Source organism: Pedobacter paludisoli (genome assembly GCF_052344095.1).
In the GTDB taxonomy this organism is placed as follows: Bacteria; Bacteroidota; Bacteroidia; order Sphingobacteriales; family Sphingobacteriaceae; genus Pedobacter.
Genome location: NZ_CP179926.1, coordinates 1690823 through 1704604, shown reverse-complemented (window position 1 = coordinate 1704604; position 13782 = coordinate 1690823). Strand labels below are relative to the sequence as shown.

At 39.0% G+C, this 13782-nt stretch carries 12 protein-coding genes; 7 read left to right on the top strand and 5 right to left on the bottom strand.

Features of this window, described 5'->3' with window-relative positions:
- Window positions 1-46: 46 nt before the first annotated feature.
- Genes ACJVDK_RS06680 through mobA form a run of 4 tightly spaced genes read left to right on the top strand, consistent with a single transcriptional unit; the run spans window position 47 to window position 2278 of the window.
- A complete protein-coding gene (locus ACJVDK_RS06680; protein WP_443939503.1) occupies window positions 47-994 on the top strand; it encodes a GTP 3',8-cyclase MoaA in 948 nt (315 codons plus the stop codon).
- A 7-nt stretch (window positions 995-1001) separates the two neighbouring features.
- The gene (locus ACJVDK_RS06675; protein ID WP_443939502.1) at window positions 1002-1235 is read left to right on the top strand and encodes a MoaD/ThiS family protein; all 234 of its coding nucleotides are present in this window, start codon (window positions 1002-1004) and stop codon (window positions 1233-1235) included.
- Window positions 1195-1692 carry a molybdenum cofactor biosynthesis protein MoaE gene (locus ACJVDK_RS06670; protein WP_443939501.1) on the top strand — a complete coding sequence of 166 codons (498 nt, stop codon included), beginning with the start codon at window positions 1195-1197 and terminating at the stop codon, window positions 1690-1692. The genes ACJVDK_RS06675 and ACJVDK_RS06670 overlap by 41 nt, the downstream gene beginning before the upstream one ends.
- 7 nt (window positions 1693-1699) lie before the next feature.
- Window positions 1700-2278, top strand: coding sequence for a molybdenum cofactor guanylyltransferase (gene mobA / locus ACJVDK_RS06665; protein ID WP_443939500.1), 579 nt, complete (start codon window positions 1700-1702; stop codon window positions 2276-2278).
- 51 nt (window positions 2279-2329) lie between these two features.
- Here the strand turns inward: mobA and ACJVDK_RS06660 are convergent, their stop codons facing one another.
- Window positions 2330-3418, bottom strand: coding sequence for an AI-2E family transporter (locus ACJVDK_RS06660; protein WP_443939499.1), 1089 nt, complete (start codon window positions 3416-3418; stop codon window positions 2330-2332).
- Window positions 3419-3727: 309 nt separating this feature from the next.
- On the opposite strand from ACJVDK_RS06660, the gene ACJVDK_RS06655 reads away from it, so the two are divergent.
- Window positions 3728-5305, top strand: coding sequence for a beta-N-acetylhexosaminidase (locus ACJVDK_RS06655; protein WP_443939498.1), 1578 nt, complete (start codon window positions 3728-3730; stop codon window positions 5303-5305).
- 96 nt (window positions 5306-5401) lie between these two features.
- The gene (locus ACJVDK_RS06650) at window positions 5402-6772 is read left to right on the top strand and encodes a dipeptidase (RefSeq protein ID WP_443939497.1); all 1371 of its coding nucleotides are present in this window, start codon (window positions 5402-5404) and stop codon (window positions 6770-6772) included.
- 2178 nt (window positions 6773-8950) lie between these two features.
- Here the strand turns inward: ACJVDK_RS06650 and ACJVDK_RS06645 are convergent.
- From ACJVDK_RS06645 to ACJVDK_RS06635, 3 genes are all read right to left on the bottom strand, one after another.
- Window positions 8951-9802: an HAEPLYID family protein gene (locus ACJVDK_RS06645; protein ID WP_443939496.1), complete on the bottom strand. Its 852-nt coding sequence runs from the start codon at window positions 9800-9802 to the stop codon at window positions 8951-8953.
- Window positions 9803-9877: 75 nt separating this feature from the next.
- Window positions 9878-10264, bottom strand: coding sequence for a hypothetical protein (locus tag ACJVDK_RS06640; RefSeq protein WP_443939495.1), 387 nt, complete (start codon window positions 10262-10264; stop codon window positions 9878-9880).
- 255 nt (window positions 10265-10519) lie between these two features.
- The gene (locus tag ACJVDK_RS06635; RefSeq protein WP_443939494.1) at window positions 10520-11428 is read right to left on the bottom strand and encodes an NAD(P)/FAD-dependent oxidoreductase; all 909 of its coding nucleotides are present in this window, start codon (window positions 11426-11428) and stop codon (window positions 10520-10522) included.
- A gap of 125 nt (window positions 11429-11553) precedes the next feature.
- Between ACJVDK_RS06635 and ACJVDK_RS06630 the strand changes: the two genes are divergently transcribed.
- Complete coding sequence (locus tag ACJVDK_RS06630; RefSeq protein ID WP_443939493.1) at window positions 11554-11934, top strand: Fur family transcriptional regulator; 381 nt, start codon at window positions 11554-11556, stop codon at window positions 11932-11934.
- Between the two features lie 166 nt (window positions 11935-12100).
- Here ACJVDK_RS06630 and ACJVDK_RS06625 read toward each other — a convergent pair whose 3' ends face one another.
- The gene (locus tag ACJVDK_RS06625) at window positions 12101-13723 is read right to left on the bottom strand and encodes an ABC-F family ATP-binding cassette domain-containing protein (protein ID WP_443939492.1); all 1623 of its coding nucleotides are present in this window, start codon (window positions 13721-13723) and stop codon (window positions 12101-12103) included.
- Window positions 13724-13782 lie beyond the last annotated feature (59 nt).

Here is a 13782-nt window from a genome sequence, read left to right as displayed (position 1 = left end):
TAGAAAATTCATCCCTTAAAAAAGATATAGACGGAGTAGTTCGATAATGATTGTAGATGAAAACGGAAGAAGTTTTAAAACGTTACGCCTGAGTTTATTAAGCGCGTGCAATTTAGCATGTGTGTATTGTACCGATGAAGCTGATTTGAGTACAAAGGGCTTAACTGAAAAAACGCTTTCGGTGGAGGGATTACTAGAACAAATTGCCAATTTACATCGATTGTTGAATCTTGAATGCATTCGTTTAACTGGGGGAGAACCCTTGCTATATACAGAATTAGAACGCTTAATTGCGGGGATAAAGGAAATTGGTATTCCAAACATCAAAATGACCAGCAATGGTTTTCTATTGGAACGAAAAGCAAAAGCATTAAAATTGGCAGGCTTGCAGGAAATTAATATTTCTTTGGATGCAGCCGATGAAGGTACTTTTTTTAAGATGACCAAACGCACGAAGTTTTTAGAAGTGCAGACCGGAATTGATGCGGCCATTGCCTGTGGGTTGCGTGTAAAAATAAATTCAGTTATCATGCGGAATCAAAATGAACACCAAATTATTCCTTTACTCGATTTTTGCTGGTCAAGAGGTTTAACCATTCGGTTTTTGGAAGTCATGGCCATGGGGCATTTGCATGGAAATAATCAAGCTTATTTATACAGTCAAAAAGATATTTTAAAAACCATTGCTTCTAAATATCGTTTTGAGCCGATGGAACGTGAAAAATCGGCCACGGCAAATTATTGGCAAACTGCAGAAGGTGCTGTTTTTGGCATTATAGCCAATCATTCGCAGCCTTTTTGTGGCGATTGTAATCGTCTCCGATTGGATAATAAGGGCAATATTTACGGCTGTTTAAGTGAAAATAATCCTATTTCAATGATGGACGAACAAAATGACGCATACCGGTACAAGCAATTACAGGCAGCACTTCAGCAAAAGCAAAAAGTAGCATTTACTGGTAGCGATTTGAGCATGTTAGCGATTGGAGGATAAGTAATACATGAATATTAAAGTATACGCAGTTTTAAAGGATTATTTTGATCAGGAATTTACGTTGGATAAGCAGGTTGGTACCATTTCAGAACTGAAAGAGGTATTAATTGGCATCAATCCATCCGCAGTAAAAGTGTTAAATTTATCGCGCTTTGCCATCAACAACACTTTCATCAATAGCGATTTTAAATTTACTGGAAATGAACACATCAGCATCATCCCACCCAGCAGTGGAGGCTAAAAAATTGATTACGGCAGAAGCGATCGACGTGAATCGGCTGTTAGATGAATTGCACGATGAGCAAGCTGGCGCAGTCGTGCTGTTTAGTGGCACAGTACGGAACCGTAGTTTAGGAAAAGCAGTGGCATATCTTTTTTACGAGGCCGCAGAAGAGATGGCTGCGGAGATGCTTCAAGCTTTGTTAAATGAATGCCATGATAAATGGCCTTTGGTACGTGCTTTTGCAGTCCATCGGGTAGGAGAAGTACGGGTAGGGGAATGTGCAGTGGCTGTGATTACCGCATCCATGCATCGCAAAGAAGCGTATGAGGCCAATCGATTTTTGATTGAAAAAATTAAACACGAGTTGCCGGTTTGGAAATGCGAGTACTTTGTGGATGGAACAAAAGAATGGGGTGGGAATTGCAGTTGTCAGCAGGTTACAGGCGATGCGAATGTCCATATTTACGAAAGTTAAACGAACAATGAAGGTTACAGGTTTATTGCTTTGTGGAGGTCAGAGTACTCGAATGGGAACTGACAAAGGTCTCATTAGTACCGATGGTAAAACTTGGAGCCAGGTGGTAGCCCAACTTTTCGAGAGACAAACTATTCCCTATTATTTGAGCCTAAATGCAAGTCAATTGGAAAGCTACTCGAAGGTATATGCAACTGAAAAATTTATCATCGACTCGGTAAGCATTCCAGGGCCACTGCGTGGGATTTTATCAGCTGCAGCGGCTTTTCCTGAAAACAATTGGCTTGTGCTTGCCTGCGATATGATTGAGATGAACGAAGCAACCATTCAAAACATCCTTAAAAAAGCAGCAGAAAATCCTGATTTTGATTTTTGGATTTATAAAAATGAGGAATTTTTTGAGCCCTTTTGCGGGATTTATTCTTCCGAAGGATTGAAAAAAATAGCTCAAGAATACCATCAAGGACAATTGCAAGCATTTAGTATGCAACATGTTTTTTTAGCGCATCGGGTCTACGCATGTCCAACTGAAAACAGCAGTGCTGCATTTAAAAATTTTAATCAGCACCCGCATCAGTCTTCGTAATTTTGTAGGGAATAAACGGTAACAAATCAAAAGATTACCACTTTTTGTTTTTTAAGATGGATTCGTTTTTTTGCGTCTCAAGCGTTTAATTTGCCCCATATGTTCAGTGGGTACGGTGTCTCCTAAGAGTTTTCCCCAGGGTTTCATTCCATCGATACGGTCGAAAATAATTTTTAATACAGCAATTACCGGAATCGACAAAAACATACCCGGAATACTCCATAAAGCTGCACCCAATAAAACAATTATAATGGATATTAAGGCATTGATTTGGACCTTGGAAGAAACAATTTTTGGTACTAGGAAATTGTTGTCGATAAACTGAATCAGTAAATAGGCACCGATGACAAGCAGTTGTGTGGTGAAACCATCGGTGGTTAGGGTAGCCATTAAAATAGGCAAAGCAATGGCAATAATCCCTCCAATATAGGGCAACAAATTAAGGATGGCACCTATAACCCCTATAAGAATGGCATTTTGTACACCAATAACTAAGAGGGCAACGGAATTTAATACGGCAACAATGCTGGTTTCAATTAATAATCCTATGATGTAACTTTGAATAGCCGATTTGGTTTCCGTTAAAATTTCGCCCACTTTTTTCTGATTCTCTTCCGAAAATACTTCGTATAAGAAATTTAAAATCAATGGTTTGTAAAACATGATTAAGAAGGTATAAACGGGTATTAAGAATACGACACTTAAAACCCCTAAAACCCCATTTAGCGTTTGACCAATCATTGATTTGCTGTTGTTGATGGCATCGTTTAAAATCTGAACTTGTTTCTGTGTACTAATTCCAAAGGAATTTTTCAGCATCAACTGTAAGTCATGCAGCAAAGAAGTGAATTTAAGTTTAATGGCATCTAAATCATTAAAGAAATGTGCAACCCGCCAGGATAAAAAATACGTTACAAAAGCAATAATAAGTGCCCCGATAAATATGGAAACAAAAATTGCCGGAATTCTTGTCATTCTACGTTCTAAGCGAGTGGCCAATGGGTTTAGTAAAATAGCAATGAGCGAAGCAAAGGCTAGTGGAACTAAAATATCTTGTAAAACATTTAGGATGAACACAGAAAGTACAAGGCCCAATAAAATGATCGGAACTTTAATGTAGAAAGGGTAGTCTTTTGCCATAATTTATTTTTCAGAGGGAGTAACGATTTTTTCGGGAAAAAGTTTGCTGTTTTAAATATACCAAATTTACATGTTCAATAGGAATTTCAGGGTCTGTAAATTTTCTTTCCTTCAGGTGGGGGATGTCTAAAAGGATTGGTGATACTACTGGATTTTTCTTGATGATGGGCTCGGGTGGCTTGCTTGGATATAGACACGAAGGTTTTTATTGTTTTTCTGTTCTTCGAAACCGACAAGTTTGAAATGCGTATGGGAAAATAATTTTGTATCCAGCGAAGATATGCTTAGTTTGCGCTCATAATCCTTATTATGAAAAAGTACTTCGTATATTTTGTTTGTGCGTGCTCATTTTTGACGGCCTCTGCACAATCCACCCTTCAGATAATTCCCAAACCTACTACTGCGGCTGTAGGTGACGGATTTTTCTCTTTAAACAAAAAAACGGCTATAAAATATAGTTACGAGCCTTTCAAAGAGGTTGTTAATTATTTCAGAGCAGAAATTGCTAAGCAAAACAAGCTTTCGTTAAAAAGTGGCAAGGCAGACCAATGCATTGAAGTTGTTCAACGAACGGATAACTTTCTTTCTGATGAAGCGTATCGCTTGGTAATCAAAAATTCTGTCATAACGCTTGATGCTCCCGATGCGAAGGGCGCTTTTTATGGTTTTATTACCCTACTTCAACTTGCGAAATCTGCGCAAAATAATCAAATACAGGTTTGTGAAATTTCTGATGCTCCAGCATATAAATGGCGAGGATTTATGTTGGATGAGTCGCGTCATTTTTTTGGAAAAGAAAAGGTGAAGGAACTTTTAAACTGGATGGCTTTTTATAAGTTAAATAAGTTTCACTGGCATTTAACCGACGAACCGGCCTGGCGTTTAGCCATAAAGAAATATCCTAAATTGGCAAAAATAGGAGGGAAAGGTGATTTTTTAGATCCGAATCTTCCTGCGCAATATTACAGTCAAGCCGATATTAAAGAATTGGTGGCCTATGCTGCGGAGCGCCAGATTGAGGTGATCCCCGAAATTGATATGCCAGGGCATGCAACAGCTGCCAATCGCGCGTATCCGGAATTCTCTGGAGGTGGCTCAGATGCTCATCCAGAATTTACTTTTAATCCCGGTTACGAAGGCACCTATTCTTATTTGACCAATATTTTAAGGGAAGTGGCAGCATTATTTCCGAGTAAATTAATCCACATTGGAGGCGATGAAGTGGGCTTCGGAAATGTGAAATGGAAAACTGATTCGGGAATCGTAAAGTTTCGTACACAAAAGAATTTAAAAGATGAAGTTGAGTTGGAACATTATTTTATGCGCAGAATGGCCGATTCGGTGTATCGTTTAAACGCCAAAGTTTTGGGCTGGCATGAATTGGCTGATGCAAATGTACCTACAGATAATACACTATTAATGTGGTGGCGACAAGAGAAACCCGAAGAGTTGAGAACGGCCTTAAAAAAAGGCTACGAAACGGTTATTTGCCCGCGTATTCCGTTGTATTTTGATTTTGTACAAGACAGTACTCACCAATCGGGACGTCGTTGGGGCAAAGATTTCAGTCCTTTAGAAAAAATATATGCCTTTGATGCAAAATCGTACGCCTTAAATGCAGCTGAAGAAAAATTAATAGTGGGCATTCAAGCAAATCTCTGGACTGAAACAGTGGACACCGAACAACGACTGGATTTTATGGTTTTTCCGCGAATGGCTGCACTTTCAGAAGGGGCATGGACATCACAATCAAACAAAAGTTATCCGGGTTTTAAGCAAGCGTTACAACAACACTTTCAATGGTATAAGCAACAAGGTTTGTCTTATTTTAATCCATTTGCCGTCACAGAAACGCCTGAAATAAAGCAACAGAAAAAAAAGCAGTAAAGTCTTTTTGTTAGTAGAATGTTGAAAAACTAGATTCCCCTAATTAAGTTAGGGGTTTAAAACTTGAAAGCCTATATTTGCCCAAACTAATTTGTTATGCAAGAGATTAAAAATTATGTTGAAACACATAAACAACGTTTTTTAGATGAGTTGTTTGAATTGTTGCGTTTCCCTTCGGTAAGTGCCGATCCTAAGTACAAAACCGATGTTTTAAATACAGCTGAGTATGTAGCACAAAAATTGAAAGATGCTGGAGCTGATCAAGTAGAAATTTGCCCAACAGCCGGTTATCCAATTGTGTATGGTGAAAAAATCATCGATTCTTCGCTACCTACAGTTTTGGTTTATGGCCATTACGATGTGCAACCAGCAGATCCATTAGAACTTTGGGAAACACCTCCTTTTGAACCGACTGTTCGCGATGGTAAAATCTATGCCCGTGGAGCTTGCGATGATAAAGGTCAGTTTTACATGCACGTAAAGGCATTTGAATTAATGATGGCAACCAACTCTTTAGCCTGTAACGTGAAGTTTATGATTGAAGGTGAAGAGGAAGTGGGTTCTGCTAACTTGGGTATTTTTGTTAAAAATAACGCAGAGCGTTTAAAAGCAGACGTGGTGTTAATTTCAGATACTTCGATGATTAGCATGGAGCATCCGTCTATTGAAACGGGTTTACGTGGCTTAGCGTACATGGAAGTTGAAGTGGTAGGACCAAATCGCGATTTACACTCAGGTGTGTATGGCGGAGCAGTAGCCAATCCGGCAACTATTTTATGTAAAATGATTGCTTCGTTGCACGATGAAAATAACCATATCACGATTCCTGCTTTCTACGATAAAGTAATTGAATTGAGTGATGCGGAAAAAGCAGCCTTAAATTCGGCTCCTTATGATGAGGAAGAATATAAAAAAGATTTAAATATTGATGCCGTTTGGGGCGAAAAGGGTTATTCTACTTTAGAGCGCACAGGTACGCGTCCAACCTTGGAGGTGAACGGTATTTGGAGTGGTTATATTGGCGAGGGTGCAAAAACAGTATTGCCAAGCAAGGCTAACGCTAAAATTTCGATGCGTTTGGTTCCAAACCAAAGCTCAGAAGAGATTTCAGAAATTTTTGCGAAACATTTCGAATCAATTGCACCCGCTGGCGTAAAAGTGAAAGTTACCCCTCATCATGGTGGTGAACCCGTAGTTACACCAACCGATAGCATTGCATACAAAGCTGCTGAAAAGGCCATTGCCGATAGCTTTGGTAAAACAGCTATCCCAACACGCGGTGGAGGTAGTATTCCAATTGTTGCTTTGTTTGAAGATGTTTTGGGTATTAAATCGGTACTTTTTGGCTTCGGCTTAGACAGCGATGCGTTGCACTCGCCGAACGAAAAATACGATATCTTTAATTATTATAAAGGAATTGAAACCTTACCATTGTTTCATAAATACTTCGCAGAATTAAGCAAGTAATTTTCTTTAAATAGCATAGAAACTTTATTTATCAGGCTCCAAAGGAATTATTCTTTGGAGCCTGTTTTTTTATGGGATGGAACTGGTTGGGTTTTTATCGCATAGCTCACTAGGCATTTTTACAGAGGGCTTAGAATTATTTTGCAATTGCAATAAATGCTAACATTCGCTGCTATACTCGAATGCAGCGAAGCGATCTCCAAGATGAATGCTCGTTACAAATCTTAAAGAACTCCTTATCAGAGATTCTTCCTCTGTCGGAATGACAAAATCGTATATTAAAGTTGTTTTTTGAGCGACATGCTATGAAAACAACCGTTCAAAATTTTAGTTACTAAGCGTGGACCCCGAATACACGAGATGTAAGCCGAACATTCGGGGACGCAATCGGTTTTCTAGCCTGAGAAAAAGAAATAAGCTCAATTGTTTGCCAAGGAAACACAAAAAACACGGAAGGTTAATTTTTTGAGATTGCTTCATCTCGTACAGTCTAGCTTTGCAATGAAGATTCGAACAGCTGTCATTGCGCGCTTAGCAAAGTAATCTCTTAAAGAAAAATCAATTATCGCCTCATTGCTGGCGGGGCAACTTCTTTTACCTTAATGTAAAAGAAGCAAAACATCAAGGCTTGGATCTGTTGTTGAATAAAGCTAGCAGAAGTTCGGTGGCGATAATTTGAGGCATTGGCTTCGCTCTATTCCTTCGCTCGGCTGCAAATTCTCTTGAACAGTAAGAATTTGAACGTTTGTGCAAAGCTTCTCGCTGCTTTCTTCGTCCAATCCCGAATACTCAGGATAAACATCCTATGCCGGTCCTAGCATGGGCGCTAGCCGAGCAATAGCCAGAATAAAACATGCCGGTAAAACAAACGTTCAAAATTGCAGTTAGTAGCCGACGTACGCCCGTCAACCCCGAATGCTCGGGATGTACCCCGAATGCTCGGGATGTACCCCGAATGCTCGGGATGTACCCCCAGCAGCGGAAGAAAACAAAAACAGTTGCAGAAACATTCGAGTATGAACAACCGAGCATTGTTCAATTCAGTTTTGTGGGGATAATTAAGTATGAGTTACAAAAAAATCTCCCACAAAACCAGCGAGACTGTTTTTGTCTTGTGTAATGGCCTTGCGGGCAAAGCTGCCTAGCCGGATCGACAAAGGCTTTTGGTTACTTTTGGCCCACAAAAGTAAATGCCCTGCCGGCAAGAGGCAAGGAAGGGAAAGAGTGCGAGACAATCTAGCATCATTTACTGAAAATTTCATATACACCCCTCGTCATTGCGCACTTAGCGAAGCAATTTCTTAAAGAAAAATCTTTTATCGCCTCATTGCCGGCGGGCTTAGTTCTTTTTTCTTGACAAAAAAGAACGAAAAAGTCAAGGCTTGGATCTGTTGTTGAATAAAGCTAGCAGAAGCTCGATGGCGATAATTTGAGGCCTTGGCTTCGCTCTATTCCTTTCGCTCGGCTGCAAATTCTCTTGAACAGTATGGAGTTGAATGTTTCTGCAAAGCTTCTCGCTGCTTTCTTCGTCCAACACCTCCTAGGCCGGTCCTAGCATGGGCGCTAGCCGAGCACCGTATTTAGAAAGTTTATAAGCAGCAACACTAATCTTGTATTAGAGCTATTTTTTGAGAAATATGGTAGTAAAACAAACGTTCAAAATTGCAGATATTAACCGAAGGACGCCCGTCGATCCCCAGCAGCGGGGAAAAACAAAAACAGTTGCAGCAACATTCGAATCTGTACAACCGAGCATTGTTGTATTCAGTTTTGTGGCAATAATTAAATATTGGTTACAAAACCAATCTCCACAAAACCGCGCGATGTTGTTTTTGTTTTGCGTAATGACCTTGCGGGCAAAGCTGCCTAGCTGGATTGACAAAGGCTTTTGGCTACTTTTGGCCCACAAAAGTAGATGCCGTGCCGGCAAGAGGCAAGTAAGGGAAGAGTCGGGGAAGTCGGAAAGTTGGAGATCCCAGATTAGGGGGCAAATGTTTGGAAGTACAAAAAAGTACTTCTGAGGTATTTAAAATGAAATCGTTTGGTCAAAAAGGTACTTCTGATGTATTAAAAGTCCGAAAAGTCAGGAGACAGAAAGTCTTGAAGTATTAAAAGGTAGTATCAAGTTCGGGGCAGTGGAGTTGTTTGCCCCGAACTAAATTTAGTGATATTAACTAGTTACTTTTTCTTATTTCCCGATTCCCATATCAACCTTACAAAAGAACTTAATCGCTCATTTTCCCGACTAACCGGAATTCCAGCTACAATGCCAATCATTAAATTATCGGCAATGCCCAGGCGCATTTGCGGTCTTAAGGTCATGTCAAAATTTTTATGGGCAACTGTCTTATTCAATTCAATGCCAATAAAGTTTCTTGTACCTGTAATCATGTAATGAAAACTGGTATTGATATCGTAGGTTGTATGAAATGTTTTGGTATGGAAATCTTGCTCTATCATGGGGCCTGTATACAGCAAAGAGTGAAAGTTATTGCCCCATCGCTTGGCTACCACAAAGAATGGATTGTACACATTTCCGTTAATAAAAGGCTTTCCGAAATTTGAAAATTTAAACTCGTTTATATAGCCAATTGCCATGGAAGTGGCCATTGCTTCATTCACAAAGAACGACCATTGGATGGCTGTTTTAAGTCCGTTTAATTGATTGGATGGAATGGAATCGTTTGCTTTTCCACTTGTTGCGGAATAAAAAGTGAATGGTAATTCGACTTCTAATCCTAACCGGTTAGCTGGAGCCCATTCATACTCGATGAGTGCCTCATATGCGTCGAATTTCAAGTTGTCTGTAAGTCCTAATCCTAAGTTCCACTCTTTTTCTCCTTTTCTGGCACCTAAATCTCGTATCAGGTCAATGTATAAGGGTTCAGCATGTAAAACTTTAACAGGTTGTTTTTGGGTTTCTACTTGTTGGATGTACAGGCTGTCTTTTTCTGTATTGGTGACTTGGGCAAAGCCATAGCGCGATGATGCCAATACCAAGATTAGCACCACAATTATTTTGATGTTCATTTTGAGTTGTTTTTTAAAAGATTAACATGTTCCTATGTTCTTTCGGTCACAGGGTGATAAGCGTTGTAAAACAATTCAAACTTGTGGTGGGGGACTGTCAATTTTTAGGAAGCCGCTTTTCATTCGAGCTTCCTCATCAGGGTAGTATTTTTTTCTTTCGAAGGTTTGATTATGCTCCATGTTTGGCGTAATGATAACATGAACCAATAAATCAATTTTTAAAGTCTGTTTTTTGGTGTGCTCATCGGTGTCATGGTCGTCATATTCTTTAATGGCATCCTCAAATCCAAAAACCTTTTCCACGAGTATTTCGATAACACTTTCTTGGTCGTTAATGGATAGGTCTTCCGGAATATATTCAGGGTTTGGATCTGTCGTGTCAACACTAATATTGAGCAGATACAGACCGATAAAGCCCCAAAGGAATTTAGTGAAAATGCTATTTCTTATTCGACTTATCACCGTTTAAATTAAGGTTCTGTTGTTGTTTTTTATAGGGCGACCCAAGTTGGTGTATAGGTTTAAGAAGTAGAGGATGAAAACCGAAACTTCCAAATTACAGCTACTTGGGCTACAAACATTTTTTCGTTTGCAAACTTACATTTTTTATCAGAGTTGCCTTGTAAAAATTCAGCTAAGTGATGAATCAAGTCAAGCTGGAGAAGGGGCTTTTCTACTGCTTTGTTGAATGAAAGGAATAAATTGTGTTTTATAAAATTAAAATTGTTCGTTCACTAATTCGCCATTGGCTACAGCCCCTGCTATATTCCCACTTGCAACAGCATTTGCAACAGAACGCATCATATTGGAGTTGTCGCCACAAACAAAAACATCAGGAATGGTTGTCTTTTGAGTAGCGACAATTTTTATATAACCGTGTTCGGTAAGTTCGCAACCAAGTGAAACTGGAATATCGGATTGATGGGTAAATGGAAGTGCGCCATACGCTACGTTAAAAGGAATTTTACTCCCGTCTTTGAAAATCAGATTCTCGAGTTGCCCGTTTTGGTGTTCAATTTCTGAAATCTCGGTTTCAATAATTTTTATATTGCGGTTGTTCAGTTTCTCCAATTGTTCTGAACTAAAATCTGCTTTTCCATTCGTCAGAATCGTTATTTTATCGCTCAGATTATTTACCATTGATGCAAGATGAAAGGCTTTTGGTCCGTTTGCTATAATTCCTGTGTTTTGGTAACGATGTTCGTATCCATGACAGTAGGGACAGTGAATAATCGAAATTCCCCAACATTCTGAAAAACCTTTTATGTCGGGCATAGTATCTTTTATGCCGGTTGCAAAAATCAATTTCTTTGCGGTGAATTTCTCGTTCGTGTTTGTTCTTATTTCAAAACCATTTTCCGTTTTTGTTCCACTGATGGCAATTCCTTTGTGAAAAGTAACGGTTTCGTATTTTACAAGGTCTTGCTTGGCCAGTTGTGAAATTTCTTTTGGCGTTTTACCATCTTGCGTTAAGAAGTTTTGTGAATGCGGTGTTTGGATATTGCAAGGCTGTTCATTGTCGATAATTAGCACATTTCGCAAAGAACGCCCTAAGGATAAGGCAGAAGAAAGTCCTGCATAACTGCCTCCAATTACGATTACATCAAAGTTTTTGTTGTCTGTCATTTTCTTATTTTTTGTAGATGATACCAATAGAGTAGTAAAGGTAGGATATTTTTTATTAACGCGACAATGTTGCGATAATTTATTGCGAATTTGTTGCATTAATGTTTTTTGACTAATTTTGCGGGATGATAAAACGTAGGAATACGGCAACACAAGAGGCTGTTTTGTCTGTTTTGACAAGGAAAAAAAGGCCTATGAGCCAAGATGCGATTGTAAAACAAATGGATGTTAATGCAGATAGAGCTACGGTTTACAGGATTTTAAACCGCTTTTGTGAGGATGGAATTGTCCATAGAATTGTTGCCGATGATGGGAAACAGTATTTTGCTATATGTTTGAAATGTGAGGATATGCCTGTTTCAGGAAATCATTTTCATTTTCGTTGTACAAAATGCGAGACGATTGAGTGCCTTCCAACACGTATTGAATTTACTGTTCCTGAAAATTATGTTGTTCAACAGATGAATTGCATTCTTGTTGGGATTTGTAAAGATTGTTCGTTGTAAAATATCCGAAACTTATTCGTTTTTTAAATGCTAATAAACGGTTTTTTTAAATTGATTTTTTTAGCACGACAGCCAGTAAATATTAAAGCCATTTAAAATAAAAACAGCCTTGCACTTTAATCATGCAAGGCTGTTTTATTAATAAAGGGAAGCTTTATACTATTCGTTATTTATACATCTCTTCGCGCAGTTTTGCCACTTCTGCACTGTTAATATACTCATCGTAGGTCATTAGCTTATCAATAGTACCTTTAGGCGTAATTTCAATAATACGGTTGGCAACCGTTTCTGTTAATTGGTGATCTCGCGAGGTAAATAAAATAGTGCCTTTAAAATCTTTCATACCGTTGTTCAACGCCTCAATCGACTCTAAATCCAAGTGGTTGGTTGGCTCATCAAACATTAATAAGTTTGCTTGTTGCAACATCATACGCGAGAACATACAACGCATTTTTTCACCACCCGAAAGTACTTTTACATTTTTTAAAACCTCTTCACCCGAGAACAACATACGACCTAAAAAGCTACGTACAAATTGTTCGTCCGCATCGGTACCCGAATATTCACGTAACCAATCTACCAAGTTTTCATCTTTACCAGCAAAATATTCCGAGTTATCGTTCGGAATATCGGCCGTACTAATGGTAACACCCCATTTAAATTCGCCTTTGTGGTTGGTTTCGCGACCGGTTAAGACATCGTAAAAAGCAGCAGTAGCCAAACTATTTTGCGATAGAACGGCAACTTTATCGCCTTTGTTCAGCATGAAGGTAACTTTATCAAATAATACACCATCGCTGTTGCTGGCACCCAAGTTCTCCACTTGTAAAATTTGATCACCCGCCTCACGTCCAGTATTGTTAAATATAATTGCCGGATATTTTCTACTCGATGCTTTAATCTCCGTGATATCAATTTTATCCAAGGCTTTCTTACGCGAAGTAGCTTGCTTCGATTTCGATGCATTTGCACTGAATCGACGGATAAACTCTTGTAACTCTTTAACTTTATCCTCTAATTTCTTGTTTTGGTCGCTGCGTTGTTTCAATGCCAACTGACTCGATTCGTACCAGAAAGTATAGTTACCCGTGTAGGTACTCATTTTTGCAAAATCGATATCCACAATATGCGTACAAACTGCATCTAAAAAGTGTCTATCGTGCGATACAACTAAAACAATGTTCTGATAATCTGCCAAAAAGTTTTCTAACCAAGCGATTGTTTCGATGTCCAAATCGTTGGTTGGCTCATCCAATAATAAAATATCCGGATTGCCAAATAAAGCTTGCGCCAATAACACACGTACTTTTTGTGTGTTATCCAACTCCTTCAATAGTTTATAGTGATTGTCTTCGGTAATACCCAAATTACTTAAAAGCGTGGCCGCATTACTTTCCATGTTCCAGCCATCCATTTCGGCAAAAAGATTTTCCAATTCTCCCGCACGTTCACCATCTTTTTCCGTGAAATCCTCTTTTAAATAAATAGCATCTTTCTCCTTCATTATGCTGTACAATTCCTTGTGCCCCATCATAACGGTTTCTAACACAGTAAACTCATCAAATTCGTAGTGATTTTGTTTTAAAACCGCCATGCGTTCGCCAGGAGTAAAAGCTACCGAACCTGAAGTTTGCGAAACCTCGCCCGATAAAATTTTAAGGAAGGTAGACTTACCTGCTCCATTAGCACCAATAACACCATAGCAATTGCCTTGGGTAAATTTGATGTTAACGTCTTCAAATAATGTGCGTTTGCCGTATCGTAATGATAAATTAGAAACTGAAATCATGCTGTATAAAAATAAGCTGCAAAGGTACTGTTTTAAAGTCCAAAGTCCAAAGTTCAAAC

What these genes read in the sequence shown, in the direction of transcription:
- ACJVDK_RS06655 (WP_443939498.1), top strand. Translation starts at nt 3,728, where the DNA reads ATGAAAAAGTACTTCGTATATTTTGTTTGTGCGTGCTCATTTTTGACG.
- ACJVDK_RS06635 (WP_443939494.1), bottom strand. Translation starts at nt 11,428, where the DNA reads ATGACAGACAACAAAAACTTTGATGTAATCGTAATTGGAGGCAGTTAT.
- ACJVDK_RS06625 (WP_443939492.1), bottom strand. Translation starts at nt 13,723, where the DNA reads ATGATTTCAGTTTCTAATTTATCATTACGATACGGCAAACGCACATTA.
- ACJVDK_RS06670 (WP_443939501.1), top strand. Translation starts at nt 1,195, where the DNA reads ATGAACACATCAGCATCATCCCACCCAGCAGTGGAGGCTAAAAAATTG.
- ACJVDK_RS06645 (WP_443939496.1), bottom strand. Translation starts at nt 9,802, where the DNA reads ATGAACATCAAAATAATTGTGGTGCTAATCTTGGTATTGGCATCATCG.
- mobA (WP_443939500.1), top strand. Translation starts at nt 1,700, where the DNA reads ATGAAGGTTACAGGTTTATTGCTTTGTGGAGGTCAGAGTACTCGAATG.
- ACJVDK_RS06675 (WP_443939502.1), top strand. Translation starts at nt 1,002, where the DNA reads ATGAATATTAAAGTATACGCAGTTTTAAAGGATTATTTTGATCAGGAA.
- ACJVDK_RS06650 (WP_443939497.1), top strand. Translation starts at nt 5,402, where the DNA reads ATGCAAGAGATTAAAAATTATGTTGAAACACATAAACAACGTTTTTTA.
- ACJVDK_RS06660 (WP_443939499.1), bottom strand. Translation starts at nt 3,418, where the DNA reads ATGGCAAAAGACTACCCTTTCTACATTAAAGTTCCGATCATTTTATTG.
- ACJVDK_RS06630 (WP_443939493.1), top strand. Translation starts at nt 11,554, where the DNA reads ATGATAAAACGTAGGAATACGGCAACACAAGAGGCTGTTTTGTCTGTT.
- ACJVDK_RS06680 (WP_443939503.1), top strand. Translation starts at nt 47, where the DNA reads ATGATTGTAGATGAAAACGGAAGAAGTTTTAAAACGTTACGCCTGAGT.